The organism is Microbacterium sp. CSI-V, from assembly GCF_001984105.1.
GTDB lineage: Bacteria > Actinomycetota > Actinomycetes > Actinomycetales > Microbacteriaceae > Microbacterium.
The window spans coordinates 1,318,360-1,341,407 of record NZ_MTQM01000009.1 but is presented as its reverse complement, the minus strand read 5'-3'; the positions used below and the strand labels follow the sequence as shown (position 1 = coordinate 1,341,407).

General features: G+C 71.1%; 21 protein-coding genes. 14 read left to right on the top strand and 7 right to left on the bottom strand.

The window, feature by feature from the left end; genetic code table 11:
* Positions 1-2: 2 nt before the first annotated feature.
* The 3 genes from CSIV_RS17275 (at position 3) to CSIV_RS17265 (ending at position 2,302) form a co-directional block, all read left to right on the top strand.
* Positions 3-455, top strand: a complete 453-nt coding sequence (locus CSIV_RS17275; RefSeq protein ID WP_077052532.1) for a prepilin peptidase — start codon at positions 3-5, stop codon at positions 453-455.
* Between the two features lie 88 nt (positions 456-543).
* Positions 544-1,566: a YhjD/YihY/BrkB family envelope integrity protein gene (locus CSIV_RS17270; RefSeq protein ID WP_077052531.1), complete on the top strand. Its 1,023-nt coding sequence runs from the start codon at positions 544-546 to the stop codon at positions 1,564-1,566.
* A 28-nt stretch (positions 1,567-1,594) separates the two neighbouring features.
* Positions 1,595-2,302, top strand: coding sequence for an NAD(P)H-hydrate epimerase (locus tag CSIV_RS17265; protein ID WP_077052530.1), 708 nt, complete (start codon positions 1,595-1,597; stop codon positions 2,300-2,302).
* Positions 2,303-2,353: 51 nt separating this feature from the next.
* On the opposite strand, the gene CSIV_RS17260 is transcribed toward CSIV_RS17265, so the two are convergent.
* Positions 2,354-3,109 (bottom strand): glutamine amidotransferase, encoded by a 756-nt coding sequence (locus tag CSIV_RS17260; RefSeq protein ID WP_077052529.1) that lies wholly within the window; start codon positions 3,107-3,109, stop codon positions 2,354-2,356.
* Positions 3,110-3,177: 68 nt separating this feature from the next.
* On the opposite strand from CSIV_RS17260, the gene CSIV_RS17255 reads away from it, so the two are divergent.
* Positions 3,178-3,405, top strand: a complete 228-nt coding sequence (locus CSIV_RS17255; protein WP_077052528.1) for a response regulator — start codon at positions 3,178-3,180, stop codon at positions 3,403-3,405.
* Positions 3,402-4,043 carry a CYTH domain-containing protein gene (locus CSIV_RS17250; protein ID WP_077052527.1) on the top strand — a complete coding sequence of 214 codons (642 nt, stop codon included), beginning with the start codon at positions 3,402-3,404 and terminating at the stop codon, positions 4,041-4,043. The genes CSIV_RS17255 and CSIV_RS17250 overlap by 4 nt, the downstream gene beginning before the upstream one ends.
* A gap of 59 nt (positions 4,044-4,102) precedes the next feature.
* On the opposite strand, the gene lpdA is transcribed toward CSIV_RS17250, so the two are convergent.
* Together lpdA and CSIV_RS17240 are read right to left on the bottom strand one after the other, a co-directional pair.
* Positions 4,103-5,500: a dihydrolipoyl dehydrogenase gene (gene lpdA, locus CSIV_RS17245; protein WP_077052526.1), complete on the bottom strand. Its 1,398-nt coding sequence runs from the start codon at positions 5,498-5,500 to the stop codon at positions 4,103-4,105.
* A 4-nt stretch (positions 5,501-5,504) separates the two neighbouring features.
* Positions 5,505-7,181: a glycerol-3-phosphate dehydrogenase/oxidase gene (locus CSIV_RS17240; RefSeq protein WP_077052525.1), complete on the bottom strand. Its 1,677-nt coding sequence runs from the start codon at positions 7,179-7,181 to the stop codon at positions 5,505-5,507.
* A gap of 117 nt (positions 7,182-7,298) precedes the next feature.
* Here CSIV_RS17240 and CSIV_RS17235 point away from each other — a divergent pair, with 117 nt between their 5' ends.
* Positions 7,299-8,066: a triose-phosphate isomerase family protein gene (locus CSIV_RS17235; protein ID WP_077052524.1), complete on the top strand. Its 768-nt coding sequence runs from the start codon at positions 7,299-7,301 to the stop codon at positions 8,064-8,066.
* Between the two features lie 80 nt (positions 8,067-8,146).
* Here the strand turns inward: CSIV_RS17235 and CSIV_RS17230 are convergent, their stop codons facing one another.
* From CSIV_RS17230 to CSIV_RS17220, 3 genes are read right to left on the bottom strand one after another with little or no spacing between them, the layout of a single operon-like run.
* On the bottom strand, positions 8,147-9,424 hold the full coding sequence (locus tag CSIV_RS17230) for a RuBisCO large subunit C-terminal-like domain-containing protein (RefSeq protein ID WP_083735203.1): 1,278 nt from the start codon (positions 9,422-9,424) through the stop codon (positions 8,147-8,149).
* A gap of 10 nt (positions 9,425-9,434) precedes the next feature.
* The gene (locus CSIV_RS17225; protein WP_077052523.1) at positions 9,435-10,265 is read right to left on the bottom strand and encodes an HAD-IIB family hydrolase; all 831 of its coding nucleotides are present in this window, start codon (positions 10,263-10,265) and stop codon (positions 9,435-9,437) included.
* A gap of 3 nt (positions 10,266-10,268) precedes the next feature.
* Positions 10,269-11,213: a hypothetical protein gene (locus CSIV_RS17220; RefSeq protein WP_077052522.1), complete on the bottom strand. Its 945-nt coding sequence runs from the start codon at positions 11,211-11,213 to the stop codon at positions 10,269-10,271.
* A 204-nt stretch (positions 11,214-11,417) separates the two neighbouring features.
* Between CSIV_RS17220 and CSIV_RS17215 the strand changes: the two genes are divergently transcribed.
* The 6 genes from CSIV_RS17215 to CSIV_RS17190 all read left to right on the top strand — a co-directional run bounded on the left by CSIV_RS17215 (position 11,418) and on the right by CSIV_RS17190 (position 18,466).
* Positions 11,418-12,917, top strand: a complete 1,500-nt coding sequence (locus tag CSIV_RS17215) for an FGGY family carbohydrate kinase (protein ID WP_077052521.1) — start codon at positions 11,418-11,420, stop codon at positions 12,915-12,917.
* Positions 12,918-13,016: 99 nt separating this feature from the next.
* The gene (locus CSIV_RS17210; protein WP_077052520.1) at positions 13,017-14,507 is read left to right on the top strand and encodes an FGGY family carbohydrate kinase; all 1,491 of its coding nucleotides are present in this window, start codon (positions 13,017-13,019) and stop codon (positions 14,505-14,507) included.
* On the top strand, positions 14,504-15,328 hold the full coding sequence (locus CSIV_RS17205) for an HAD-IIA family hydrolase (protein ID WP_077052745.1): 825 nt from the start codon (positions 14,504-14,506) through the stop codon (positions 15,326-15,328). Before CSIV_RS17210 ends, CSIV_RS17205 begins: the two co-directional genes overlap by 4 nt.
* Before the next feature lie 39 nt (positions 15,329-15,367).
* Positions 15,368-16,750, top strand: a complete 1,383-nt coding sequence (locus CSIV_RS17200) for an iron-containing alcohol dehydrogenase (protein WP_077052519.1) — start codon at positions 15,368-15,370, stop codon at positions 16,748-16,750.
* A gap of 73 nt (positions 16,751-16,823) precedes the next feature.
* Positions 16,824-17,696, top strand: coding sequence for a class II fructose-bisphosphate aldolase (locus CSIV_RS17195; RefSeq protein WP_077052518.1), 873 nt, complete (start codon positions 16,824-16,826; stop codon positions 17,694-17,696).
* A complete protein-coding gene (locus tag CSIV_RS17190) occupies positions 17,693-18,466 on the top strand; it encodes an HAD-IA family hydrolase (protein WP_077052517.1) in 774 nt (257 codons plus the stop codon). The genes CSIV_RS17195 and CSIV_RS17190 overlap by 4 nt, the downstream gene beginning before the upstream one ends.
* 53 nt (positions 18,467-18,519) lie before the next feature.
* Here CSIV_RS17190 and CSIV_RS17185 read toward each other — a convergent pair whose 3' ends face one another.
* On the bottom strand, positions 18,520-19,257 hold the full coding sequence (locus CSIV_RS17185) for a GntR family transcriptional regulator (RefSeq protein WP_077052744.1): 738 nt from the start codon (positions 19,255-19,257) through the stop codon (positions 18,520-18,522).
* Between the two features lie 225 nt (positions 19,258-19,482).
* Here CSIV_RS17185 and CSIV_RS17180 point away from each other — a divergent pair, with 225 nt between their 5' ends.
* Positions 19,483-21,657 carry an alpha-ketoacid dehydrogenase subunit alpha/beta gene (locus CSIV_RS17180; protein ID WP_077052516.1) on the top strand — a complete coding sequence of 725 codons (2,175 nt, stop codon included), beginning with the start codon at positions 19,483-19,485 and terminating at the stop codon, positions 21,655-21,657.
* 22 nt (positions 21,658-21,679) lie between these two features.
* Positions 21,680-23,023, top strand: a complete 1,344-nt coding sequence (locus CSIV_RS17175) for a dihydrolipoamide acetyltransferase family protein (RefSeq protein WP_077052515.1) — start codon at positions 21,680-21,682, stop codon at positions 23,021-23,023.
* Positions 23,024-23,048 lie beyond the last annotated feature (25 nt).

Sequence of the window (23,048 nt, the reverse complement as noted above, 5' to 3'; positions counted from 1 at the left end):
CCGTGCTCGGGGTCGCCCTCGCGGTCTTCGCGGCGATCTCCGTCGCTCTCGCGGTCGTCGACGTCCGTCGTCATCGACTGCCCCATGCGCTCGTCCTGCCCGGCCTCGCGCTCGCTCTGTCGCTGCTGACGTCGGCGGCGTTCGTCGCCGACGAGACCGACCGGGTGCCGGGGGTGTGGGGCGGTGCGGCATCCGCGTTCCTCCTCGGCCTCGCGCTCCATCTCGCCCGGCCCGGCGACTTCGGCGGCGGAGACGCGACACTGGCGGCGCTCGTGGGCGCGCACCTCGGCTGGTTCGGCGCGGAGGCCGTCGGGGCGGGGCTCGTGCTCGGGTTCGCGTGCGGGGGAGCCGCCGCTGCCGGTGCACTGCTCGCCGGCGCACGGCGCGTCGAGATCGCGTTCGGTCCGCCGCTGCTGCTCGGGACGTGGTGGGTGCTGCTGGGCGAGGTCACCTGAGCCCAGCTCCGGCCCATGCCGTTCCGCGATCCGCTACCCCCGGTCAACCCCGCACCGCGAATCCGCGGAGCCCGCATAGCCTGGTGAGATGGCTGACCTCCTCCGTCGCGTCACCGCGTGGGCGCTGCAGCGGCGTCTCGTCCGCGCCTACCTCGTCTACTCGGGGCGGCGCGGACCGATGCTCGCCGACAGCGTGACCTACCGCACCCTCTTCAGCGTGTTCGCCGGCGTGTTCATCGGGTTCTCGTTCGCGGCCCTCTGGCTCGCGGGCAATCCCGACGGCCTCGCCGCCCTGGTGCGGTCGGTCGACAGCGTCATTCCCGGCCTCGTCGGCCCCGGCGGTCTCATCGACGTCGACAAGATCAAAGCCCCCGCCGGCTTCACGGTCGCCGGCATCCTCGGATCCGTCGGTCTGCTCGGCGCGGCCATCGGCGCCGTCGGGTCGCTCCGCTCCGCCCTGCGGCAGATCGCCGACGTCACCACCGAGGACACGCTGATCGTCTGGGTGCTGCTGCGTAACCTCGCACTCGCGATCGGGATCGGCGTGGCGCTGGCCGCGGCCGCGGCCGTGACGTTCCTCGCCACCGCGGGCCTCACGGTGGTGCGCGACTGGCTCGGCATCTCGGCGGACTCGTGGATCACCGGCATCCTGACCTGGCTCATCTCCACCGTGGTCGTGCTCGCCCTCGACACGGCGGTCGTCGCGGTGGCGTTCGCGGTGCTGTCGGGCCTTCGCGTGCGGCGTGCGACGCTGCTCCGCGGCGCGCTTCTCGGCGGCATCGGGCTCGTCGCGCTGCAGCAGCTGTCAGGGCTCTTCGTCGGAGGCGCCGGCAGCAATCCGCTCCTGGTGACCTTCGCAGCCCTCATCGCACTGCTGCTGTGGCTGAACCTCTCCAGCCAGGTGATCCTGCTGGCCGGCGCGTACGTGACCGTGGGGCACGAAGAGGACGAGGACCGGGTGCGCGCGAAGTACGCCGCGACGACGCTCGTGCAGTTCCGCGTCCAACGCGCCGAGCGGGCCGTGCAGGCGGCCGTCGGCGAACTGGATGCCGCCCGCGAGGCGGACGCGAAGGAGCGGGAGACGATCGCGAAGAGTGCCGCTCGCGGGTGATCGGGCCGGACGCGTCTAGGGTGGCCACATGACCGAGCGCACCGTCGCGTACACCGCCGATGCGATCCGCGCGGCGGAGGCGCCTCTCCTCGCCGCCGGACGCCCGCTCATGCGCGAGGCGGCGCGGGCCCTGGCCGCCGTCGTCGCCGACGAACTCGCCCGCACACCCGGCCCGGTCCTCGTCCTGGCCGGGTCCGGCGACAACGGCGGCGACGCGCTCTTCGCCGCCGCCGATATCGCCCGCGCGGGCACCCGCGTCGACGTCGTGCTCACCCGGGACCGCGTGCATCGCGAGGCGCTCGACACGGCCCTGGCGGCGGGCGCTCGGCTGCGGGACGCGTCCGAGATCTGCGCGTCCGATCCCGACCACGTCCTGGTGCTCGACGGCATCCTCGGCATCGGGGCCTCCGCCGATCCGCGGCTGCGGGGCACCGCGCGCGCGGTCGTGGAGGCCCTGCTGCCGGCGGTGGTCGCGGGGCGGGTGCGGGTCGTGGCCGTGGACGTCCCCAGCGGACTCCACCCCGATTCGGGCGAAGCGGATGCCGCCGTCCTCCCCGCCGAGACCACGGTGACGTTCGGCGCCGTCAAGGCGGGTCTGCTCCGCGGGCACGGCCCCCGGCTCTCCGGCCGTCTCGTGCTGGTCGACCTCGGACTCGAGCCGCAGCTGCGGCGCGTGCACCCCGCGATCACGGCGGCCGTGCCGGTCGTGCGGCGCTGCTCGCCCGAGCGGGCCTAGCGCCGCGCGACGTGGGGCGGTCGGGCCGGCCGCTTCCCGCCGGGGCGCCGTTCAGCGCGCGTAGCGCTCCACGAACGTGCGGAGGATCCGTCCGGTGGCCGTCACCGGGGAGCGCCGGACGGCGGCGAGGGTGAGGTCGAGCTCGTCCGCCGCGAAGTACCCGTACGACGCGTACGCGTGGATCCGCGTGACGATGCCGTCCAGATCGAGCTCGGGGTGGAACTGCGTGGCGTAGACGTTCTCTCCGACGCGGAACATCTGGACGGGACACGTGGGGGAGGAGGCGAGGAGCGTCGCCGTGTCCGGCAGGGACGAGATCGCCTCCTTGTGTCCGACGAAGGCGGGGAAGGTCGTGGGGAGGCCGGCCAGCAACGGATCGGTGCGCCCGGCTTCGGTCAGCGACACGTCCACGACGCTGATCGGCTCCGAGTAGACGCCGTCGATCGGCGCGCCCAGGTGGGTGCCGAGGGTACCGACGCCGTAGCAGGCGCCCAGGAACGGCGCGTCGCGGGCGACGACGCGATCGACGAGGGCCGCCATCTCGGCTTCGACCCGCCGCTGCACCGCGGACTTCTCGTCCCACGGGTCGGAGGCGTTGAACGGGCTTCCACCCACCAGGATGCCCGCGACGTCGTCGAGGTCGAACTCGGGCAGGGGCTCGCGCTCGAGCCGGACGCGCCGCAACCGCTCGGGCGGGAGGCCGGTGAAACGGAGGAAGAGCGCGTACTCCTCGTCGGCGGGGAGGTCCTGCGCGCGGGTCGCGAGGAGCACGAAGGGCTCGTCGCCGGGGAGGTCCGCGCTCGTCACCCGAGCGAGTCTAGGGGAGGGGTGTCAAGGCGCGGGCCGCGGCGAAGGGGCCGGTCTACGCTGGGGCCATGGCTATTGCACGACTGACCGGAGGCCCGCTCGACGGGCAGGTGATCCCGCTCGAGAACGAGTCCGACGACTCGCTGATCCTTCCCTACAGCGAAGGACAGCTCGTTTACCGCCGGGACGGCGGCCTCGAGCACACCGGCGATTCCGACGGACCCACGCAGGCCGTCTTCGCCTACGTCGAGGAGACCGAGGACATCAACCCGGACGCCGACGGACGCGACGATTGAGCAAGAGCGCGCCGGGTTCGTCGTCGGTCGAGATCGAGTCGAAGTACGACGTCGACACCGACACGCCCCTCCCGGACTGGTCGGGGGTTCCCGGCGTCGCCCGCGTGGGTGAGGCCGAGCCGCGCGACCTCGACGCGCGGTACGTCGACACCGCCGGAGCCGACCTGGCGCGCAACGGCGTCGCCGTGCGCCGTCGGCAAGGCGGCCCCGACGAGGGGTGGCACATCAAGGCCCCCGCCGAGGGCGGCCGCTCCGAGACGCAGTGGCCGCTCGGCGACCTCGGCGATCCCGACGCCGATCCGGTCGTACCCGACGAGATCCAGGATGCCGTGGCGGCGTGGGCGCGAGGACCGTTCCTGCCGCTCGCCCGCGTCCGCAACCACCGCACCGCCTACGCCCTGCTCGACGCCGAGGGCGGGGTCGTCGCGGAGTTCGTCGACGACCGCGTCCGCGCCCGGGACGAACGCCGCGGCGTGGAGTCCGCCTGGCGGGAGTGGGAGGTCGAGCTCGGCCCCGCCGGTCCCGCAGACCAGGCGGGTCGCGCGGCGCTGTTCACGGCGGTGGATGCCGCCGTCCTCGCCGCCGGCGGCCGGCCCGCGGCATCCGGCTCGAAGCTGGCCCGCACGCTCGGCCACTGACCTCTCGAGAACGACGAAAGCCCGCCCGGCGAACCGGGCGGGCTTTCGTCGTCTGAGGATCAGAGGTTGATCATGTGGCCGACGAGGCCGTGGAAGGCCTCCTGCAGGCCCTCCGAGAGCGTCGGGTGCGTGTGGACGTTGCGGGCCGCCTCGAGGGCGGTGAGGTCCCACTTCTGCGCCAGCGTCAGCTCGGGGAGGAGCTCGGACACGTCGGGGCCGATGAGGTGGCCGCCGATGAGCTCGAGCGTCTCGGCGTCGGCGACGAGCTTGACGAAGCCGACCGGCTCGCCCAGGCCGTTCGCCTTGCCGTTGGCCGAGAAGGGGAACTTCGCGACCTTGATGTCGTGGCCGGCGTCGCGGGCCTGCTGCTCCGTGAGGCCGAAGGAGGCGACCTGCGGGTTGCAGAAGGTGGCGCGGGGCATGTTGCGGTAGTCTCCGAGGGTCTGCGTCTCGGCGCCCGCGATGGTCTCGGCCGCGACCACGCCCTGCGCCTCGGCGACGTGCGCGAGCTGCAGCTTGGCGGTGACGTCGCCGATGGCGTAGATGTGCGGGACGTTCGTGCGCATGTGGTCGTCGATGTCGATCGCGCCGCGCTCGGTGAGCTTCACGCCCGTGTTCTCCAGACCGAACCCGTCGACCTTGGGGGCGAAGCCGATCGACATGAGCACGCGGTCGGTGTCGATGGAGCCCTGCGCACCGTCCTTGCCGGTGTACGTGACGGTGACCTTGTCGCCGTGGTCGGTGACCGACTCGACCTTGGTGGAGGTGAGGATGTCGACGCCGTAGCCCTTGTACTGCTTCTGGATCTCCTTGGAGACCTCGGCGTCCTCGTTCGGGAGGGCACGGTCGAGGAACTCGATGATCGTGACCTTCACGCCGTAGTTCGTCAGGACGTACGCGAACTCCATGCCGATCGCGCCGGCGCCGACGATGACGATCGAGCCGGGGAGGTCGCGGGTGAGGATCTGCTCCTCGTAGGTCACGACGTTCTCGGAGAGGGTCACGCCGGGGAGGAGCCGCACCGTGGAGCCGGTGCCGATGATGACGTTGTCGAAGGTGACCTGCTCCTTCGAGCCGTCCGCCTTGGTCACGTCGATCGTGTGGGCGTCGACGAAGTGTCCGCGGCCCTCGTATTCGGTGACCTTGTTCTTCTTCATCAGGTAGTGGATGCCCTTGACGTGGCCGGCCGCGACCGAGCGCGAGCGGTCGAAGGCCTTGCCGAAGTCGAAGTGCACGTCGCCGGAGATGCCGAACAGGTCGGCCTTCGCGTGGAACGTGTGGGCGAGGTCGGCGTTGCGCAGCAGCGCCTTGGAGGGGATGCAGCCGACGTTGAGGCACACACCGCCCCAGTACTTCTCTTCGATGACCGCGACCGACAGCCCCAGCTGCGCGCCGCGCACGGCTGCGACGTACCCGCCGGGACCCGCACCAAGAATGACCAGATCGTAATGAGGCATGGACTCAGCCCTTCGTCTCTGCGGTGGTCGGGGCCGACGTCCGCGGGCGGGCGACTCCGCCCTGCAGCCGCTCGATGTACGTCCGCTGCGCGGCGAGTTCCGCCGCGATCCGCGCCCGGTCCCAGCCGAGTTCGCGCGCGGCCAGTTCGGCCACGGGTCGCTCGACGTCGGTCCCGAGGGCGGGTTCCAGGCCCACGAGTGTGCGCCGGTGCAGGATGTCGACGAGGGTGGCCGCGCCCTCGGCCCGGATCGCGTGGAGCACCTCGGCCGCGACGACGGCGCCGCGCCCGTGGCCGAACACCTCGGCGGCGCGGGGATCCGTCGCCGCGAGATCCCGGATGGCCGCCGCACCGGCGCCGTACACGTCGACGAGTCGCTCGGCGAGCGCGGGCTCCCACGGGAGAGTGGCGGACAGGCGCTGGCGCGCCTGGGTCGCACCCGACCAGCGATCGGACACCGCCCCGGGGAGCGGCATCCGCGCCGTCCGCGAGGGGGACAGCGTGCGCCCGAGGTGGCGCGCGATCTTGTCGACCGTCTGCTTCCCGAGGCTCAGGTGCGGGGTGAGCTTGCCCCCGACGATCGTCACGAGACCGGGAGCGTCGTCATGGCTGAGGATGAGGTGGCTGCGCGGGATGTTCCCGGCCTTGACTCCGGGTCGGTAGGGCAGCGGGCGCACGCCGGTGTAGGTGAAGAGCACGTCGTCGGCGGTGAGGTTCGCCGTCGGGATGAGCAGGTTGGTCTCGGCGAGGAGGTAGGCGACCTCGTCGTCGGTGCCGCGGACGGCGCCCGGGTCGCCGTCGAACCGGTCGTCGGTGGTGCCGATGAGGTACCGGCCGTTCCACGGGATCACGAGGATCGCGCGGTTGTCCGACCGCGCCTCGAAGTAGATGCAGGCGTCGGGTGCGCCGGGGAAGGCGTCGACCACGAAGTGCGTCCCCGTCGTGCCGCCGATCTGCCGCGGCATCCCGAGCTTCTGGCCGAGCTCGTCGACCCAGGGGCCGGCGGCGTTGACGACGGCGCTCGCGCGGATCTCGAAGGTCTCGTCGGTCAGGAGGTCGCGCGCCGAGACGCCGACCACGCGGGTGCCCTCGCGCAGGATGTCGGATGCCTCGATGTAGGTGCCGATGACCGCGCCGGCGTCGGCCGCCGACAGGGCGGTCTCGATGACGAGGCGCTCGGGGTAGGTGACCTGCCCGTCGTAGTAGCGGACCGCGCCGGAGAGGCGGTCCTTGTCGAGGCCGGGGAGCTCGGTGTCGATGGCCTTGCGGCTCAGGTAGCGGTGGGCCGGGACGGACTTCCGCAGCGACAGGATGTCGTACATGACCAGGCCGATCCGGAACATCCACCCGGGGAGGTGGTTGTGGCCGTACAGCGGCACCACGAAGGGCAGCGGGGTCACCAGGTGCGGCGCGATGCGGAAGAGGCATTCGCGATCGTGAAGGGACTCGTACACGAGGGGGATCTCGCCGTGCTCGAGGTACCGGAGGCCGCCGTGGATCAGGCGGCTGTTCCAGGACGAGGTGCCCACGGCGAGGTCGCCGCGTTCGATGAGGGCGACGGACAGCCCGCGGGTGGCGGCGTCGCGGGCGATCGCGACACCGTTGATGCCTCCTCCCACGACGAGGACGTCGAAGGTCCGGCCGGTCAGCTGCGCGGCGTCGGCGCGAGAGAAGCTGGTCATATGTCTCGTTCTCCATTGACGGTGACATGAGCGGCGCGGGTGCACCTAAGATGTATATACAAGGATACACAACTTCGGGAGAGCGTGGATGCCGGCCCGGAGCGACGAGGAGGTCTCATGTCCCTGCCCGCGACCATGGTCGGCTGCAGCCCGAAGAGCTACTTGACCGGTGAGACGGCCGGCGCCTGGCTCGACGCCCTGCGCGCAGGCCTCGAACGCACGCCGGAGCGCGGCGAGGGCGTCTTCGTCTGCCTGCCGGCCGCACTCCTCACGCGCGGCGTCGACGCGCTCGCCCCGCTGGGCGTGGTCGTCGGCACCCAGGACGTCTCGGCCTACCCGAGCGGTGCCTACACGGGCGAGGACAACGCCGACCTCCTCGCGGGCCTCGGCGCCCGCGTCGCGATGATCGGCCACCCCGAGCGGGTGCGGTACTTCGCGGAGACGCCCGAGATCTTCGGGGCCAAGGCGCGCACCGCCGCCGAGGCCGGCATCGCGCCGGTCCTCATCGTCGGCGAGCCCGAGCGCGGGGCGGACCCGGAACGTGTCATCCGGCCGCAGCTGGACGCGGCGTTCGCCGGCATCCCCGCGGACGCGCCCGTCGTGGTGGCCTACGAACCCACGTGGGCCATCGGGGCCACCAAACCGGCCCCGCCCGCGCACGTCGTCGGGGTGATCGCGCGCCTGCGCGAGCTGCTGGCCGAGCGGTCGGGTCCCGTGCGCGTGATCTACGGCGGGAGCGCCGGGCCGGGGACGTTCGCGGCCATCGCGGCCGCCGGTCGCGCCGCCTCGCTGCCGCACGGCATCCCGGACGGTGTCTTCCTCGGACGGGCCGGAGTGGATGCCGCGGGCTTCCTCGCCACGATCGCCGAGGTGCGGTCGGCCTGACGGGGCGGGGCGGCCCGGTGCACGCGCGTCGCGCCGCCCCCGCGTCCGTCGTCCCGGCCCCGCGGAGACACCGCCGTGGGTCAGAGCACGCCCCACGCGTCGATCGCGGCGCGGAGTTCGGGCGTCTCGGCCGCGGCCTCCTCCACGGGTGTGCCGGCGACGGCGGCGTCGATCGCGCGGCGCATCGCGCGCACGCCCGCGGCCGCTCTGCCGGGATGGCCCTGGATCGCGCCGCCGGCCCCGAGCACGATGTCGGTGCCGAGCTCGGAGACGTAGCGCTCCACGGTTCCCGGGTGGACGCCGCCGCCGATGACGGGCATCGTCGGCGCGAGACCCGGCCGGGGGAGCAGCATCTGGTGAACCGTCCGCAGGTAGGGCAGCGAGCGGATGGTCGCACCGCCGTACGGCGTGCTGACCAGCGCCAAATCGGCCCCGGCGAGGCGCGGGAGCAGGCCCATCGCGAGCGGAGCGCTCATGCCCGTCGACGGTCCCTCGAAGTACGGGGCGGCACCGGCGAAGTGGGCCAGCACGGGCACGTCGACCGTCTCGGCGAGCGCTTCCAGCGAGCCGTAGCCGACCGTGGCGTAGGTCGCCATGACGGCTCGGGCTCCGGCATCCACGGCCCGACGGGCGGTGTCGAGCATGCGATCGGGTCGATCGGTCACGTTGGGGATGTAGATCGTCTCGATGCCGGTCTCCTGGGCGGCCTCCCGCGCGGCGCGCGTGAACAGGCGGACGCGCTCGACGACGGGGGAGTACTCGGGATCGGCGGTGAGTTCGTCGTCCTTGATGAGGTCGATGCCGCCGAGCGCGGTCTGGAGGAACACCTCGCGCGCGACCTCCGGGGGCATTCCGGCGCACGGCTTCAGCATGTTGAGCAGCAGCGGGCGGTCGTGCACGCCGGTGAGGCGGCGCAGCCCCTCGACGCCGAAGGACGGGCCGGCGAAGCGGTCGCTGAACGATTCCGGCAGCTCGAGGTCGACGAGCTTGGCCTCGACCGAGGTGGAGGAGTCGTTGCCGAGGAGCGTGGTCAACAGCATCGGCAGCGAGGCGCCGAAGTTGATGGTGGGCACCGCGACGCGCAGGACGTAGCCGATGCGTGCGGGGTCGTCGAGGCGGGTGGTGTCGGAGGGCGGCAGGCTGTAGACGCTCACCACCCGGGCCTCGTGCCGCGCCCGCATGTCGTCGGTGATCCCGGGAACGGGGAGCCACGTGCCGATCGTCTGCCCCACGGCGAAGCGTGTGGCGCGGGCGAGGGCGTCGGCCTCGGCGGGCAGATCCAGCACGTAGGTCGCGATCACGTGGTCGCTGTCGCGGAGGGTCTCGGGCAGGGCGAACAGGTCCAGGGGGGAGGGCATGAGTGATCCTTCAGCGTCGCGGGCGGGGGAGTCGAGCGGCGAGTTCTTCGAGGACCACCGCGGCGCCGTCGTCCGCGTGGTGGAGCGTGTGGTGGCGGGCCAGCGCTTTGACCTCGTCGCGGGCGTTGCCCATCGCGACGGGGTGTCCGATGCGGCTCAGCCACGGGACGTCGTTGCCGCCGTCGCCGATGCCGAGCACGTGCGCGGGGTCGATCCGCCCGTCGAGCAGGTGCTGCAGCGCGGCCCACTTGTGGGCGTCCGGGGCCACGAACTCCCAGAACGTGTCCATGGAGCGTGCCGCGTCCGGGAGGGCGGCGCGTACCTCGGGTGCCGCGGCGTCGAGGGCGCCGGGCGTGCCGTGGAGCATCATCTTCAGGGTGGTATCCGGACGGATCCCGCTCGGGTCGCCGACCCGGATGGCGTCGGGGGCCTCGCCCAGGGCGATCAACTCGTCCGCGGCGAGGCCGGCGGCATCCACCCAGATCGTGTCGCGCTCCCACCACGTCAGGGCGAGCCCGGTGGAGCGGTGGAGCGCGACGGCCGCCGCGACGTCCGCGGGGGACATCGTCGCCACGCGCGTGTCCTCGTCCGTGACGGGGTCGAAGGCGACCGAGCCGTTCGCTGCGGCCACGCGGTTGCGCAGGCCGAGCTCTCGCGCGAGTCCGAGCACGCTGCGGCGCGACCGGCCGGTGAGGAGGAAGACCGGGATCCCCGCGTCGCGGACCGCGGCGATCGCGGCGGCGGTGCGCGCGCTGACGACGTGGTCGGCGCCCGCGATGGTGCCGTCGACGTCCAGGGCGACGGCGTCGATGCGGTGCAGGGTCCCGGTCTCGTGCGGCATGTGTCAGCTCACCGCCGGGAAGAGGGCGGCGACGCCCAGGACGAGGGTCGTCACCGGCCAGATCGCCGCGGCGGGCGGGTCGATGTGGGTGTCGCCGTGGGCCAGCCACAGACGCGCGAAGACCTCCGCGATCCATGCGCCCAGGACGCCCGCGACGATGCCGATCAGCATGGCAGCCCAGGCCTGCCCGCCCACGATGGGGAGGAACGTGACCGCGGCGACGCCCGCCGGCAGCGTGATGTGGTGGGTCACCGGGACCGGGATGCCGATCGTCAGGAAGATCAGCGACACCGCCGAGACGCCAAACATGAACGTCGCGGCGCTCCCGGCGATCGACGGGACGTTCTGCGCGATGGTGATGGCGACGAAGGCGCCGAGTCCGCCGACGAAGAGGCCGAGCACGGTGTTCGGGACGAACCTCTCCTGCCCCTCGATCCAGCGCCCCTCGTCCGACGGCGAGTAGGCCGCCCAGCCGCTCGCCCCGGACGAGTTGCGGGCGAAGACGCCCTTGCGACCGAAGACGATCCGGGCGAGGAGTGCGGACGTCAGGACGGTGACGGCGACCGCGTCGGTGTGGGTGCCGAACCACGGGATGATCGCCACGACCTTCTGGAGGAAGTAGCCGAACACGCCGAAGAGCGCGCCGACGAGCAGGACGTCGGGCTGGGCGAACTTCGCCAGCGGCGTGACGATGTCCTTGCCGAGGAGGTCGTGCTTGCGGGCGGCGTATGCGGCGGCGGCCACACCGCCGGCGAACGAGATGTGCGGGCCGAACGCGGGGCCGAACGCGATCGAGCCGAGGATCGGCGAGGAGGGATCGGCGATCAGGCTCACGAGCCCGATGAGCACCATGATCCCGGTGAAGATGAACGCCTGCAGGGCGCCGATGGCGGCGCCGAAGAAGCCGCCGGCGGCGGCGGCGAGGATCGAGAAGAGGTCGATGTCCATATGTGTGTCCTTGGCTTCACGTCGTTGTGTGCGCGGAAAGGGATAGCCTTCGGTCGGGCGCTACCGACCGGATCACAGAGTAGAGACCTGAGACTTACAGGGCAATACTTGACTATACAAGGCATGCCAGATTAGCCTCAGCGTGCCGTCGGTGCCCGTGCCCGACGACGCATTCACCTCCAACACGATGAAGTGGGAGCACCCATGGTCAAATACCTGCTGGGAATCGACGAAGGAACCACGAGCGCGCGTGCCTTCGTCATCGACGAGGACACCAACGTCGTCGGGTTCGGTCAGGCCGAGCTGACGCAGATCTACCCGCGGCCCGGCTGGATCGAGCACGACCCGATGCAGATCCTCAACACGCAGCTCGAGGTCATCCGCGCCGCGCTCCGCGACGCCGGCATCACCCCCGACCAGCTCTCGGGGGTCGGGCTCACCAACCAGCGAGAGACCGGCATCGTCTGGGACAAGGAGACCGGCCGCCCGATCTACAACGCCATCGTCTGGGCCTCGCGGCACTCCGTCGACATCGTGCAGGGCTGGGTGGACGCCGGAATCGGCGACCTCATCCAGGAGCGCACCGGTCTCATCCCCGACGCGTACTACACGGCATCCAAGATCCGTTGGATCCTCGACCAGGTTCCGGGCGCGCAGGGACGGGCCGAACGCGGCGAACTGCTCGCCGGGACCGTCGACACGTGGCTCATCTGGAACCTCACCGGGCGGAAGTCGTTCAAGACGGACTACTCCAACGCCTCGCGCACGATGATGATGAACCTCGAGACCCTGCAGTGGGACGAGGAACTCCTCGGCCACTACAACATCCCCGTCGGGATGCTCGCCGAGATCGTCCCGTCGGACTCGAACTTCGGCACGATCGAGGCGACCTTCGGCGCGCCGATCGTCATCGGCTCCGACCTCGGCGACCAGCAGGCCGGTCTCTTCGGCCAGGCCGCGTTCACGCCCGGCCAGGTGAAGATGACCTACGGCACCGCCGGCGTCCTCAATATCAACTGCGGCAGCACCCCGCGTCGCATCGAGGGACTCACCCCCAGCCTCGCGTGGGGAGTCCGGGGCCAGACCGCGTACGAGGTAGAGGGCGTGCTCTTCGCGATGGGCAAGACGATGCAGTGGCTGCGTGACGACATGCAGCTCATTCACGCCGCGCCCGACAGCGAGTGGTACGCCGGGCAGGTTCCGGACACGCAGGGCGTATACCTCATCCCCGCCTTCACGGGACTCGCGGCACCCACGTGGGACCCGTACGCGCGCGCGGCCCTCATCGGCATGAGCAACTCCACCAACCGCCTGCACATCATCCGCGCGGCCGTGGAGTCGATGGTCTTCCAGACCCGCGACGTGGTCGAGGCGGCGCTGGCGGGTTCCGACCTCACCATCCCCGAGCTCCGCGTGGACGGCGGCGCCGTGAAGAACAACCTGCTGTGCCAGCTGCAGGCCGACATGCTCGGGGTGCCCGTGATCCGGCCGAAGAACGCCGAGGCCACCATCTTCGGAGCCATGCTGCTCGCCGGTCTCACCACCGGCGTGTACTCCAGCCTCGAGGAGCTCGAGTCCAAGTGGGTCGTCGACCGGGTCTTCGAGCCGCAGATGAGCCGTGACGAGGCCGACTCCCGCTACGAGGGCTGGACCGCCGCGCGCGAGCTGACCAAGGGGTGGACCAAGAAGGTCCAGGTCGCCTGACCCCCGCACGGAGCACCGGTACGCACGCGCGTACCGGTGCTCCGCCCTGCCCGCGGAACGCCGCGCGGGCTCCACCGCACCCCGACGAAGTGGGACATTGTGACGCAGTACATCCTCGGCATCGACGAAGGGACCACGAGCGCTCGGGCGTTCGTCATCGATGAGGACGCCAACGTCCTCGGCTTCGGCCAGTCCGAACTCACGCAGATCTCGCCCCGGCCCGGCTGGCTCGAGCACGATCCGATGCAGATTCTGCACACCCAGCTCGACGTCATGCGCGAGGCGATGAACCAGGCCGGGGTCACCCCGGCGCAGCTCAGCGCCGTGGGCCTCACCAATCAGCGCGAATCCGCCCTGGTCTGGGAGAAGGACACCGGGCGCCCCATCTTCAACCTCATCGTGTGGGCCTCGCGACACTCCGACGGCATCGTGCAGCAGTGGGTGGATTCCGGCTTCGGCGCGCTCATCAAGGAGCGCACGGGGCTCGTGCCCGACGCGTTCTACGCGGCCTCGAAGATCCGCTGGATCCTCGACCACGTGCCCGGCGCGCAGGAACGGGCCGAGCGCGGCGAGCTGCTCGCCGGCACCGTCGACACCTGGCTCATCTGGAACCTCACGGGGCGCGACTCCTTCGTGACGGAGCCCTCCAACGCGTCGCAGACGATGATGATGAACCTCGAGACCTGCGACTGGGACGACGACCTCCTCCGCGGCATGCGCATCCCGCGTCGCATGCTCGCCGAGATCCTGCCGTCCGACGCGCACTTCGGCACCATCGAGGCCACGTTCGGCGCGCCTGTGCCGATCGCCGCGAACCTGGGCGACCAGCAGGCCGGACTCTTCGGGCAGGCCGCGCACGCGCAGGGCCAGGTCAAGATGACCTACGGGACGGCCGGCGTCCTCAACATCAACAACGGGCCGACCCCGTTCCGCCCCGAGGGACTGACGCCCAGTGCGGCCTGGAACATCCGCGGCGAGCTGATGTACGAGACCGAGGGCGTCGTCTACGCGATGGGCAAGACGATGCAGTGGCTGCGCGACGACCTCCAGCTCATCCACGCCGCCCCCGACAGCGAGTGGTACGCGGGCCAGGTCTCCGGCACCGAGGGCGTGTACCTCGTCCCGGCCTTCACCGGTCTCGCCGCGCCGACGTGGGATCCGTCCGCGCGGGCCGTGATCGTCGGGATGTCCAACGCCACCAACCGCCTCCACATCATCCGCGCCGCGGTGGAGTCGATGGTCTATCAGACCCGCGATCTCGTGGATGCCGCGGTCACCGGCTCCTCGTTCGAGATCCCCGAGCTGCGGGTCGACGGCGGCGCGGTGAAGAACGACCTCCTGTGTCAGCTGCAGGCCGACGTGCTCGGCATCCCCGTGGTGCGCCCGAAGAACTCGGAGGCGACGATCTTCGGCGCGATGATGCTCGCCGGTCTGTCGATCGGTGTCTACCGCGATCTGCAGGAGGTCCAGGCGAAGTACGTCGTCGACCGGGTCTTCGAGCCGCGGATCGACGCCGGGCGCGCGGACGAGCTCTATGCCGGGTGGCGCGCCGCGCGCGACCTCACCCGCGGGTGGGCGGCGGTGGCATGACCCCGACCGGACCGATCCCCGACTTCGCGTCGTACGTCTTCGACCTCGACGGCACCATCTACCTGGGCGAGGCGCTCCTGCCCGGTGCGCAGCGGCTCATCGAGGGGCTGCGCGAGCGCGGCAAGCGCGTCATCTTCTGCAGCAACAACCCCACGAAGCGGCCGGACGATTACGCCCGCAAGCTGACCCGGCTCGGGCTCCCGACCGAGGTGTCGGACGTCTACACGAGTCTCGCGGCCACGGTGTCGTGGATCCGCCGCACGATGCCCGACGCGGCGGTCTTCCCCATCGGGGAGACCCCGCTGGTGGAGGCGCTCGCCGAGGCCGGCATCCGGATGAGCGACGATCCCGAGCGCATCGACCTCGTCGTGTCGTCGTACGACCGCACCTTCGACTATCGCAAGCTGCAGATCGCCTTCGACGCCCTGTGGTTCCACCGGCGGGCGCGCCTGGTCACGACGAACCCCGATCGCTTCTGCCCTTTCCCTGGCGGGCGCGGCGAGCCGGACGCGGCCTGCATCACCGCGGCGATCACCGCCGGGACGCAGATCGAGTGCGAAGCGGTGTTCGGCAAGCCGTCCCGCGACCTGCTGGAGATCATCGCGACCGAGACGGGCCTGGACCCGGCGACCTCGGTCATGGTGGGGGACCGACTCGCCACCGACATGCTCTTCGCGAAGAACACCGGGATGCGGTCGGCCCTCGTCCTCACCGGCGAGACCGACCTCGCCCTCCTGGATGCCGCTCCCCTCGAGCAGCGCCCGGACTTCGTCCTCGACCGCATCGACGACCTCCTCGACGTCGACCTTGCCGTCCACTGACGCTGACGCGCCGCCCCGCGGCGCCGGAAAGGATCCCCCATGACCTCGCTCAGTCCCGCCGAACGGGCTTCGTCCTCCTCGGGTGGCGCGATGCGCCTCGTCGCCGAACCCGGCGCGCTCCGTCGCCTGGGGGCCCTTGTCGACGAGCTCGCTCCCTCCGGCGAGGTGGTCGTCGTCACCGACGGCGTGCCGAAGACCTTCTCCGGCGGCGACGTGGATGCCGCGGTCGCGGCCGTCCTCTCACCGGGCCGGCCGCGTCGAACGGTGCGGGTGCCGTCCGGATCGCACGGCGTGACGCTCGACGAGGCCACCGTCGACGCGGTGACCGCCGACGCGACGGGCGCGGCCGTGGTTGTCACCGTGGGGTCGGGGACCGTGAGCGATCTGGGCAAGGTCGTCGCGGCGGCGATCGAGGTGCCCCTCGTGGCCGTGCAGACCGCCGCGAGCGTCAACGGCTTCGCCGACCCGCTCTCGGTGCTCGTGCGCATGGGCGCCAAGCGCACTGTGCCCAGTCGCTGGCCCGACGTCCTGCTCATCGACCACGACATCGTGGCGGACGCGCCGCGCGAGCTGACGCGTGCCGGGGTGGGGGATGCCGTGGCCATCTGGTCCTCGCCCGCCGACTGGTACCTCGCGTGCGCCCTCGGCATGGACGACGGGCGGTACGACGGCCGGTTCGTGGACCCTGTGCGCGACCTCGCGCCGCGGTTGTCGGACGCCTCATCGACCGCGGCGGATCGTCTGTCCGCGCTCGTCGACGTGCTCACCGTCGGCGGACTCGTCATCGGCGACGCCGGCACCACCGCGCCCCTGTCGGGGGTGGAGCACCTGTTCAGCCACGTCCTGGACATGTCCGCGCTGGCCGAGGGTGCGGCGCATGATCTGCACGGCGCTCAGGTGGGCGTCGCGAGCATCCTGTCCGCGGCCCTGTGGGACGTGGCGCTGACCGAGGAGCGCGTCTTCGATCTCGAGCCCGACGATCTCGCCGTTCCGGCCGACCTCGAGGAGCGGGTGCGGGCTGTCTGGCATCCGGTCGATCCGTCGGGGGCGCTCGGCGACGAGTGCTGGCGGGCGGTGGATGCCAAGATGCGCCGGTGGGGCGCGGCGGCACCGGCAATCGAGGGTTTTTTCGGGCGCCGCAACGAGCACGTCACGACGCTGCGCGCCCTCGCGGCCGACCCGGCGCTCCCGGTCGCGGCTCTCCGCGCGTGGGGTGCGCCGACCACGTTCGCGGAGTTGCGCCCCGCCGTATCCGCCGAGCGCGCGCGGTGGGCCCTGAGCGCGCTGCCGTTCATGCGGGACCGCTTGACGCTCGCCGACGTGCTGGTCCTCGCGGGGCGCTGGGACGACGGGCTGTTCGACCGCGTCCTCGCCCGTGCCGACCGCGTCGGAGGAAGCGTCGCCGCAGCGCCAGTTGTATAGGGTTGGCTATACTTGTATTGTTAGTTCGACCGATCGCAGCAGAGCCGCTCCGATCCCGAGGAGGGAACCCCCAATGACTTTCGCCAGCACGAAGCTTAACGCCCGCGAAGCGCGCGCGAACGGTTACGCGATCCCCGCCGTCAACATCGTGGACGGCATCTCGATCGCCGCCGTCGTGCGCGCCGCCGACCGCGCCGGATCGCCGATCATCCTGCAGACGTCGGTCAAGACCGTGAAGTACTTCGGGGCCGAGGTCCTCGCCGGTCTCGCCCGCGCCGCCGCGGACGCGGCCGACGTGCCCGTCGCCCTGCACCTGGACCACTGCCCCGATCGCGCCGTCATCACCGAGACCATCGCGCACGGCTGGTCGTCGGTGCTCTTCGACGCGTCCGACCGCCCGTTCGACGTCGCGCGCCAGGAGACGGCGGAGGTCGTCGAGGAGGCGCACGCGGCCGGCGTCGACGTCGAGAGCGAGATCGAGAACATCGTGGGTGTCGAGGACGGCGTGGGGTCGGACGACCCGAACGTGCACTTCTACCCCGACGAGCAGCTCGTCGCCGTCGCCGAGGAGACCGGCACCGACCTCATCGCCCCGGCCCTCGGGACCGCGCACGGTCTCTACAAGGCCTCGCCGGTTCTGCTGTTCGATCGGGTGTCCGCGTTGGCGGCGCTCACCGACATCCCGATCGTTCTCCACGGCGGCACGGGGCTGTCGGGGGAGGAGTTCGCACGATTCATCGACGCGGGGGTCTCCAAGATCAACATCTCGACCGCATTGAAGCTCGCCTACATGTACTCCGCCCGTGACCACCTCGCCGACGCGGAGCGTTCGGGAAAGTGGGAGCCGGTCCGCCTGTTCGATCAGATCGGGGCCGCGGTCGAGGACGTCGTCACCGAGCACATCGCGCTGTTCCGTTCGGGCTCGCGCCAGGCGGTGTCCGCATGACCGGGCGCGCCCTCATCCTCGACTGCGACGGCGTGCTCGCCGACACCGAACTCGACGGACACCTCGTCGCCTTCAATCGCACCTTCGAAGAGCTGGGGATGCCGTTCCGCTGGAGCGCGGAGGAATACGGTCCGCTCCTGCGCATCGGTGGGGGCAAGGAGCGCCTGCGCGCGTATCTGGCGCAGCATCCCGAGATCGATCTCGGCAGCCCCGAGGAGGTCGACGATCTCGTCGTCCGCGCGCACAAGCGCAAGTCCGAGATCTACGTCGAGCTGGTCGAGGGCGGCGCTCTTCCCGGACGTCCCGGGATCGCGCGCATCGTCACCGAGGCCCTCGACGCGGGGTGGCAGGTCGCCTGCGCCTCGACGTCCGCCGAGAAGAGCGTGGAGGCCGTGCTGGACTCGGTCGTCGGCCCCGAGACGCGCAGTCGTATGGCCGGGGTGTTCGCCGGAGACGTCGTGCCGGCGAAGAAGCCCGCACCCGACATCTACCTCCTGGCCGCCGAGTCGCTCGGTCGGACCGCGGACGAGATCGTCGTGATCGAGGACTCGCAGTCCGGTGCCGCGGCCGCCGCGGCCGCGGGCATGGCGCACGTCGTGACCGTGAGCCACTTCACCGCCGAGGACGAGTTCCCGGCCGCCGCGGTGATCGTCGACGTCGTCGGCGACGCGCGGACCCCCGCCACGGTCCGCTCGGGCCTGGACGTGCGCGACGAGCGCGGCGTCATCGGGGTGGACGGTCTCGAGAAGATCCTCGCCGCACGCTCCTGAGCACCGCACATGACCAAGGCCCCGCCGTGGCGGGGCCTTGGTCATGTGCGGTCTCAGGTCAGGTCGTAGTGGAACTCGAGCCGGATCATGTCGCCGCGGAAGCTGATGCGGCTGAACTCGAACGGGGTGCCGTCCGGTGCGGCGATGCGCTGCTCCAGGAGGAGCAGGGGGGTGCCGGCCCGCGTGCCGAACAGCTTCGCCACCGACGCCGAGGCGGTTGTCGTCTCGAGGGTCTCGGTCACGCCGGCCATGCGGAGGCCGAAGTCGCGGTCGAGCACCGTGCACAGCTGGTCGTGGGCGAGATCCCGGTCCAGCATCTCGGGCGCGAGCGCCCGGGGGACGAACGACTCGTGCAGGCTGATCGGCTGCCCCTCGACGCGGCGGAGGCGTCGGATGTTGTAGACCGGGGTCCCCTCCGGCACCGACAGCGCCGTGGATGCGCGGGCGTCGGCATCCACGAGTGCGCTCGCGAGCACCTCGGTCTCGGTCGCGTAGCCCTGCTGCTCGAGCTGCTCGCGGATGCCCTGGTACGACGGCGAGCGGGTGCTGATCTTGCGCCGCGAGACGAACGTGCCCTTGCCCTGCACGCGGAAGAGCAGCCCCTCGTCGACCAGACGGGCCAGCACCTGGCGCGCGGTCATGCGGCTGATGCCGTAGATCTGGTTGAGCTCGTTCTCGGACGGGATCTTCTGATCCGGTACCCATTCGCCGCGGGTGATCTTGTCGCGGATCACGTCGGCGAGTTGGATGTAGAGCGGTGTCGCAGAGTCTCGGTCCAGCTTCTCGGTCATCCCCATGCCCCTTCCCTGCGGCGGTCGCGATATCGCCCGTGTGCGCATCGCCGTTCATGGTCGTCGCCAAGTGAGACAAACTCGTATAACCTTGTATATACTTGTATTGTATTTCTACAACGGGTACGACGACGTCCGCTCGGCTTCGCGAAAGCCTATCCGACAGCGTCGTCCCGACGTCAGTCCGGCCGACGCGTGCCGGATGATTCATCGAGGATGAGGATCATGGCTGAGACCATCAAGCTGGAGCCCGCGGCGCCGTGGGTCGAACTGCGAACGACGAAGGCCGACTGGGATGCCGCCGACCCGGTGCTCCTGCAGACGATGCTGGTGCAGCTCCACCTCATCCGGTCTTTCGAGGAGTACGTGCTCGAGCTCGCCGGGCAGAAGCTGATCAACGGCCCGGCCCACTCCTCCATCGGACAGGAGGGCGGCGCGGTGGGCTCCGCCCTCCCCCTCGTCAGCGCCGACCAGGTCAACGGGTCGCACCGCGGACACCACCAGTTCCTGGCGAAGGCCTTCGGCCACGTCCAGCCGGGCGGATTCGACGCGACCGCGGAGTTCTCGCCCGAGGTGCGGGAGGTCCTGTACCGCGCGCTCTCGGAGATCGCGGGACTGCGCGACGGGTACTGCAAGGGCCGCGGCGGATCGATGCACCTGCAATGGACCGAAGCCGGGGCCATGGGCACCAACGCGATCGTGGGCGGCGCGGTGCCGTTCGCCGTCGGCTTCGGCTGGGCGGACCAGCACGCGGGCACCGACAACGTCGCCGTGACGTACTTCGGCGACGGCGCGGTCAACATCGGCTCGGTGCTGGAGAGCTTCAACCTCGCCTCGGCGTGGAAGACGCCCACGTGCTTCTTCATCGAGAACAACCAGTACGCCGTGTCGACGACCGTCGCCGAGGCGACCGGTGAGGCGCGCCTGTCGGGGCGCGGCCTCGGCTTCGGCATCCCGAGCTGGCGCGTTGACGGACAGGACACCCTCGCCGTCTACCTCGCGATGCAGCAGGCCGTCGAGCTCATGCGCACCGGCGGCGGCCCCACGATCGTGGAGGCCGACACCTACCGCTTCTTCCACCAGAACGGCCCCTTCCCGGGCTCGGCGTTCGGCTACCGGACGAAGGAGGAGGAGAAGGGCTGGCGCGACCGCGACCCGATCGCCCTGGTCGAATCGCACCTCGTGCGCCGCGGCATCCTGAGTGCGGACGAGGCGCAGGCCGTGCGTGCTCGCTCGAAGAAGATCATGCAGGAGGTCGGCTCGACCGTCGTCGAGGCCGACCCCAACGGCAAGCCCGGGCAGCTGCGGCTGCGCGCGGAGCTGTGGCCGTCGACAGACACCATCAACCTCGGCATCCGGGGCGAGATCCCCGCCATCACCGACGTGGCCGTCAAGGACAATTCGGAGTTCGCTGCGTCCGAGCTCGAGGAGAAGAAGTTCGTCGACGTCATCGCCGAGGTCATGCACCGCCGGATGGAGCAGGACTCCTCGATCGTCGTCCTCGGCGAGGACGTGCACCGTCTCAACGGCGGTTCCCGCGGCGCGACGAAGGGCCTCTCCGAAGACTTCCCCGATCGCACCCTGGGCACCCCGATCAGCGAGAACGCGTTCACCGGCTTCGGCGGCGGACTCGCCCTCGACGGTCGCTACTACCCGGTCATCGAGCTGATGTACGCCGACTTCCTCTGGGTCGCCGCCGACCAGCTCTTCAACCAGATCGGCAAGGCCCGCCACATGTTCGGCGGCGACCACGACATGCCGCTGCTGCTGCGCATCAAGATCGGCACCAACACCGGCTACGGATCGCAGCACTCGATGGATCCCGCGGGCATCCTCGCCACCTCGGTCGGGTGGCGCATCATCGCCCCGTCGTCGCCGCTGGACTACGTCGGTCTCCTCAACACCGCGATGCGCCTGAAGGATCCCGTCGCCGTGCTCGAGCACGACGCCGACCTGTACAAGTCCGTCGGGGACGCGCCCAAGGACCTCGACTACTGCCTGCCGTTCGGCAAGGCCGCAGTGCGCCGTGAGGGCGCGCAGGTGACGGTCATCAGCTACCTGTCGATGGTGCACCGCGCGGTCGAGGCCGTCGAGAAGGCGGGTGTCGACGGCGAGGTGATCGACCTGCGCTGGCTCGACAAGGCCAGCGTCGACTGGGACACCATCGGCGAATCGATCCGCAAGACCAACCGCGTCGTCATCGTCGAGCAGGGCTCGACGGGAACGTCGTACGGCGGCTGGCTCGCCGACGAGATCCAGCGCCGCTACTTCGACTGGCTCGACGCTCCCGTCGAGCGCGTCACCGGCGCGGAGTCGTCGCCCAGCATCTCCAAGGTGCTCGAGGCGGCCGCGCTGGCCACCACCGATGACATCGTCGCCGCGCTGACGGCGATCGTCTGAGCCGCGAGAGAGGACCACTGACATGGCTCGTTACCTGCGCATGCCCGGGGTGTCCGCCGACTCGGACGCGGCGGCACTGGAATTCTGGACGGTCGAGAAGGGCGCCACCGTCTCCGCCGGCGACACCGTCGCCTCGGTCGAGACCGAGAAGGCCGTCGTCGACATCGAGATCGACGAGGATGCCGTGATCTACGCCCTCGTGGCGGAATCCGGGTCGATGGTCCCCGTCGGTGACCCGATCGCTATTCTCCTCGCCCCGGGCGAGGACCCCGCCGAGGCGGAAGCGCTTCTCGCCCAGCTCGGTGGGGGAGCGGCATCCGCTCCCTCGTCCGAGTCGGCGGACACAGACCCGGCGGTGTCGAGCGGCTCGGCTACGGCACCGTCGGCGGACCTCGCCGCGGAGGACATGGCGGCCCCCGCCGCGCCGCCGGCCGATGCCGCACCCGCGCTCGTCACCGACGAGGTCTCCGCCCCGTCGTCGGCGTCCGCGGGACGCATCCTCGCGAGCCCGCTCGCGCGTCGGGTGGCGGCGGACAAGGGCGTCGACCTGTCCGGCGTCACGGGGTCGGGACCGCGCGGCCGGATCGTCCGCGCCGACGTCGAGGCGGCCGCCGCGGCTCCCGCTCCGGCTGCCGCGCCGGTGGCGACACCCGCCCCCGCGGCCGCTCCCGCGGCGGTGCCGGCCGGGGGGACGGCGACGCCGCACACCAAGCTGCGCCGCCTCATCGCGAATCGGTTGCAGGAGAGCAAGCGCACCGCGCCGCACTTCTACCTCACGCGTCACCTGCGCGTGGATGCTCTGCTGTCGCTGCGGGCGCAGATCAACGAGCAGTCGTCGGTCCGGGTCTCGGTGAACGATTTCTTCGTCAAGGCGGCCGCGCGCGCTCTCGTCGACGTGCCGGAGATGAACGTCATCTGGACGGAGGACGCCGTCGTCGGGTTCGACACCGCCGATGTCTCCGTCGCCGTCGCGAGCGAGCGAGGCCTGGTCACGCCCACTTTCCGCTCGATCGAGTCGATGCCGTTGACCGCGCTCTCGCTCGCCATCAAGGATGCCGTGGCCCGCGCCAACGAGGGGCGTCTGCAGCAGTCCGAGCTCGAGGGCGGAACCCTCTCGATCTCGAACCTCGGCATGTTCGGGGTGGACGAGTTCGCCGCGATCATCAACCCGCCGCAGGCGGCGATCCTGGCCGTCGGCGCCGCCACCGCGCGTCCGGTCGTGGGAGCGGACGGCTCGCTCGAGGCGGCGACGGTCGTCACCGTGACGCTGTCGGTCGACCATCGTCCGGTGGACGGTGCGATCGCCGCGCGGTGGTTGGACCGTCTGGCGGCCCTCATCGAGTCGCCGCTCACGATCCTGCTCTGACGACGGATGCCGAGGGGGCCCGGAC

What these genes read in the sequence shown, in the direction of transcription:
- CSIV_RS17195 (WP_077052518.1), top strand. Translation starts at nt 16,824, where the DNA reads ATGACTTTCGCCAGCACGAAGCTTAACGCCCGCGAAGCGCGCGCGAAC.
- CSIV_RS17175 (WP_077052515.1), top strand. Translation starts at nt 21,680, where the DNA reads ATGGCTCGTTACCTGCGCATGCCCGGGGTGTCCGCCGACTCGGACGCG.
- CSIV_RS17220 (WP_077052522.1), bottom strand. Translation starts at nt 11,213, where the DNA reads ATGGACATCGACCTCTTCTCGATCCTCGCCGCCGCCGCCGGCGGCTTC.
- CSIV_RS17265 (WP_077052530.1), top strand. Translation starts at nt 1,595, where the DNA reads ATGACCGAGCGCACCGTCGCGTACACCGCCGATGCGATCCGCGCGGCG.
- CSIV_RS17180 (WP_077052516.1), top strand. Translation starts at nt 19,483, where the DNA reads ATGGCTGAGACCATCAAGCTGGAGCCCGCGGCGCCGTGGGTCGAACTG.
- CSIV_RS17270 (WP_077052531.1), top strand. Translation starts at nt 544, where the DNA reads ATGGCTGACCTCCTCCGTCGCGTCACCGCGTGGGCGCTGCAGCGGCGT.
- CSIV_RS17240 (WP_077052525.1), bottom strand. Translation starts at nt 7,181, where the DNA reads ATGACCAGCTTCTCTCGCGCCGACGCCGCGCAGCTGACCGGCCGGACC.
- CSIV_RS17190 (WP_077052517.1), top strand. Translation starts at nt 17,693, where the DNA reads ATGACCGGGCGCGCCCTCATCCTCGACTGCGACGGCGTGCTCGCCGAC.
- lpdA (WP_077052526.1), bottom strand. Translation starts at nt 5,500, where the DNA reads ATGCCTCATTACGATCTGGTCATTCTTGGTGCGGGTCCCGGCGGGTAC.
- CSIV_RS17205 (WP_077052745.1), top strand. Translation starts at nt 14,504, where the DNA reads ATGACCCCGACCGGACCGATCCCCGACTTCGCGTCGTACGTCTTCGAC.
- CSIV_RS17185 (WP_077052744.1), bottom strand. Translation starts at nt 19,257, where the DNA reads ATGACCGAGAAGCTGGACCGAGACTCTGCGACACCGCTCTACATCCAA.
- CSIV_RS17235 (WP_077052524.1), top strand. Translation starts at nt 7,299, where the DNA reads ATGTCCCTGCCCGCGACCATGGTCGGCTGCAGCCCGAAGAGCTACTTG.
- CSIV_RS17200 (WP_077052519.1), top strand. Translation starts at nt 15,368, where the DNA reads ATGACCTCGCTCAGTCCCGCCGAACGGGCTTCGTCCTCCTCGGGTGGC.
- CSIV_RS17255 (WP_077052528.1), top strand. Translation starts at nt 3,178, where the DNA reads ATGGCTATTGCACGACTGACCGGAGGCCCGCTCGACGGGCAGGTGATC.
- CSIV_RS17225 (WP_077052523.1), bottom strand. Translation starts at nt 10,265, where the DNA reads ATGCCGCACGAGACCGGGACCCTGCACCGCATCGACGCCGTCGCCCTG.
- CSIV_RS17215 (WP_077052521.1), top strand. Translation starts at nt 11,418, where the DNA reads ATGGTCAAATACCTGCTGGGAATCGACGAAGGAACCACGAGCGCGCGT.
- CSIV_RS17230 (WP_083735203.1), bottom strand. Translation starts at nt 9,424, where the DNA reads ATGCCCTCCCCCCTGGACCTGTTCGCCCTGCCCGAGACCCTCCGCGAC.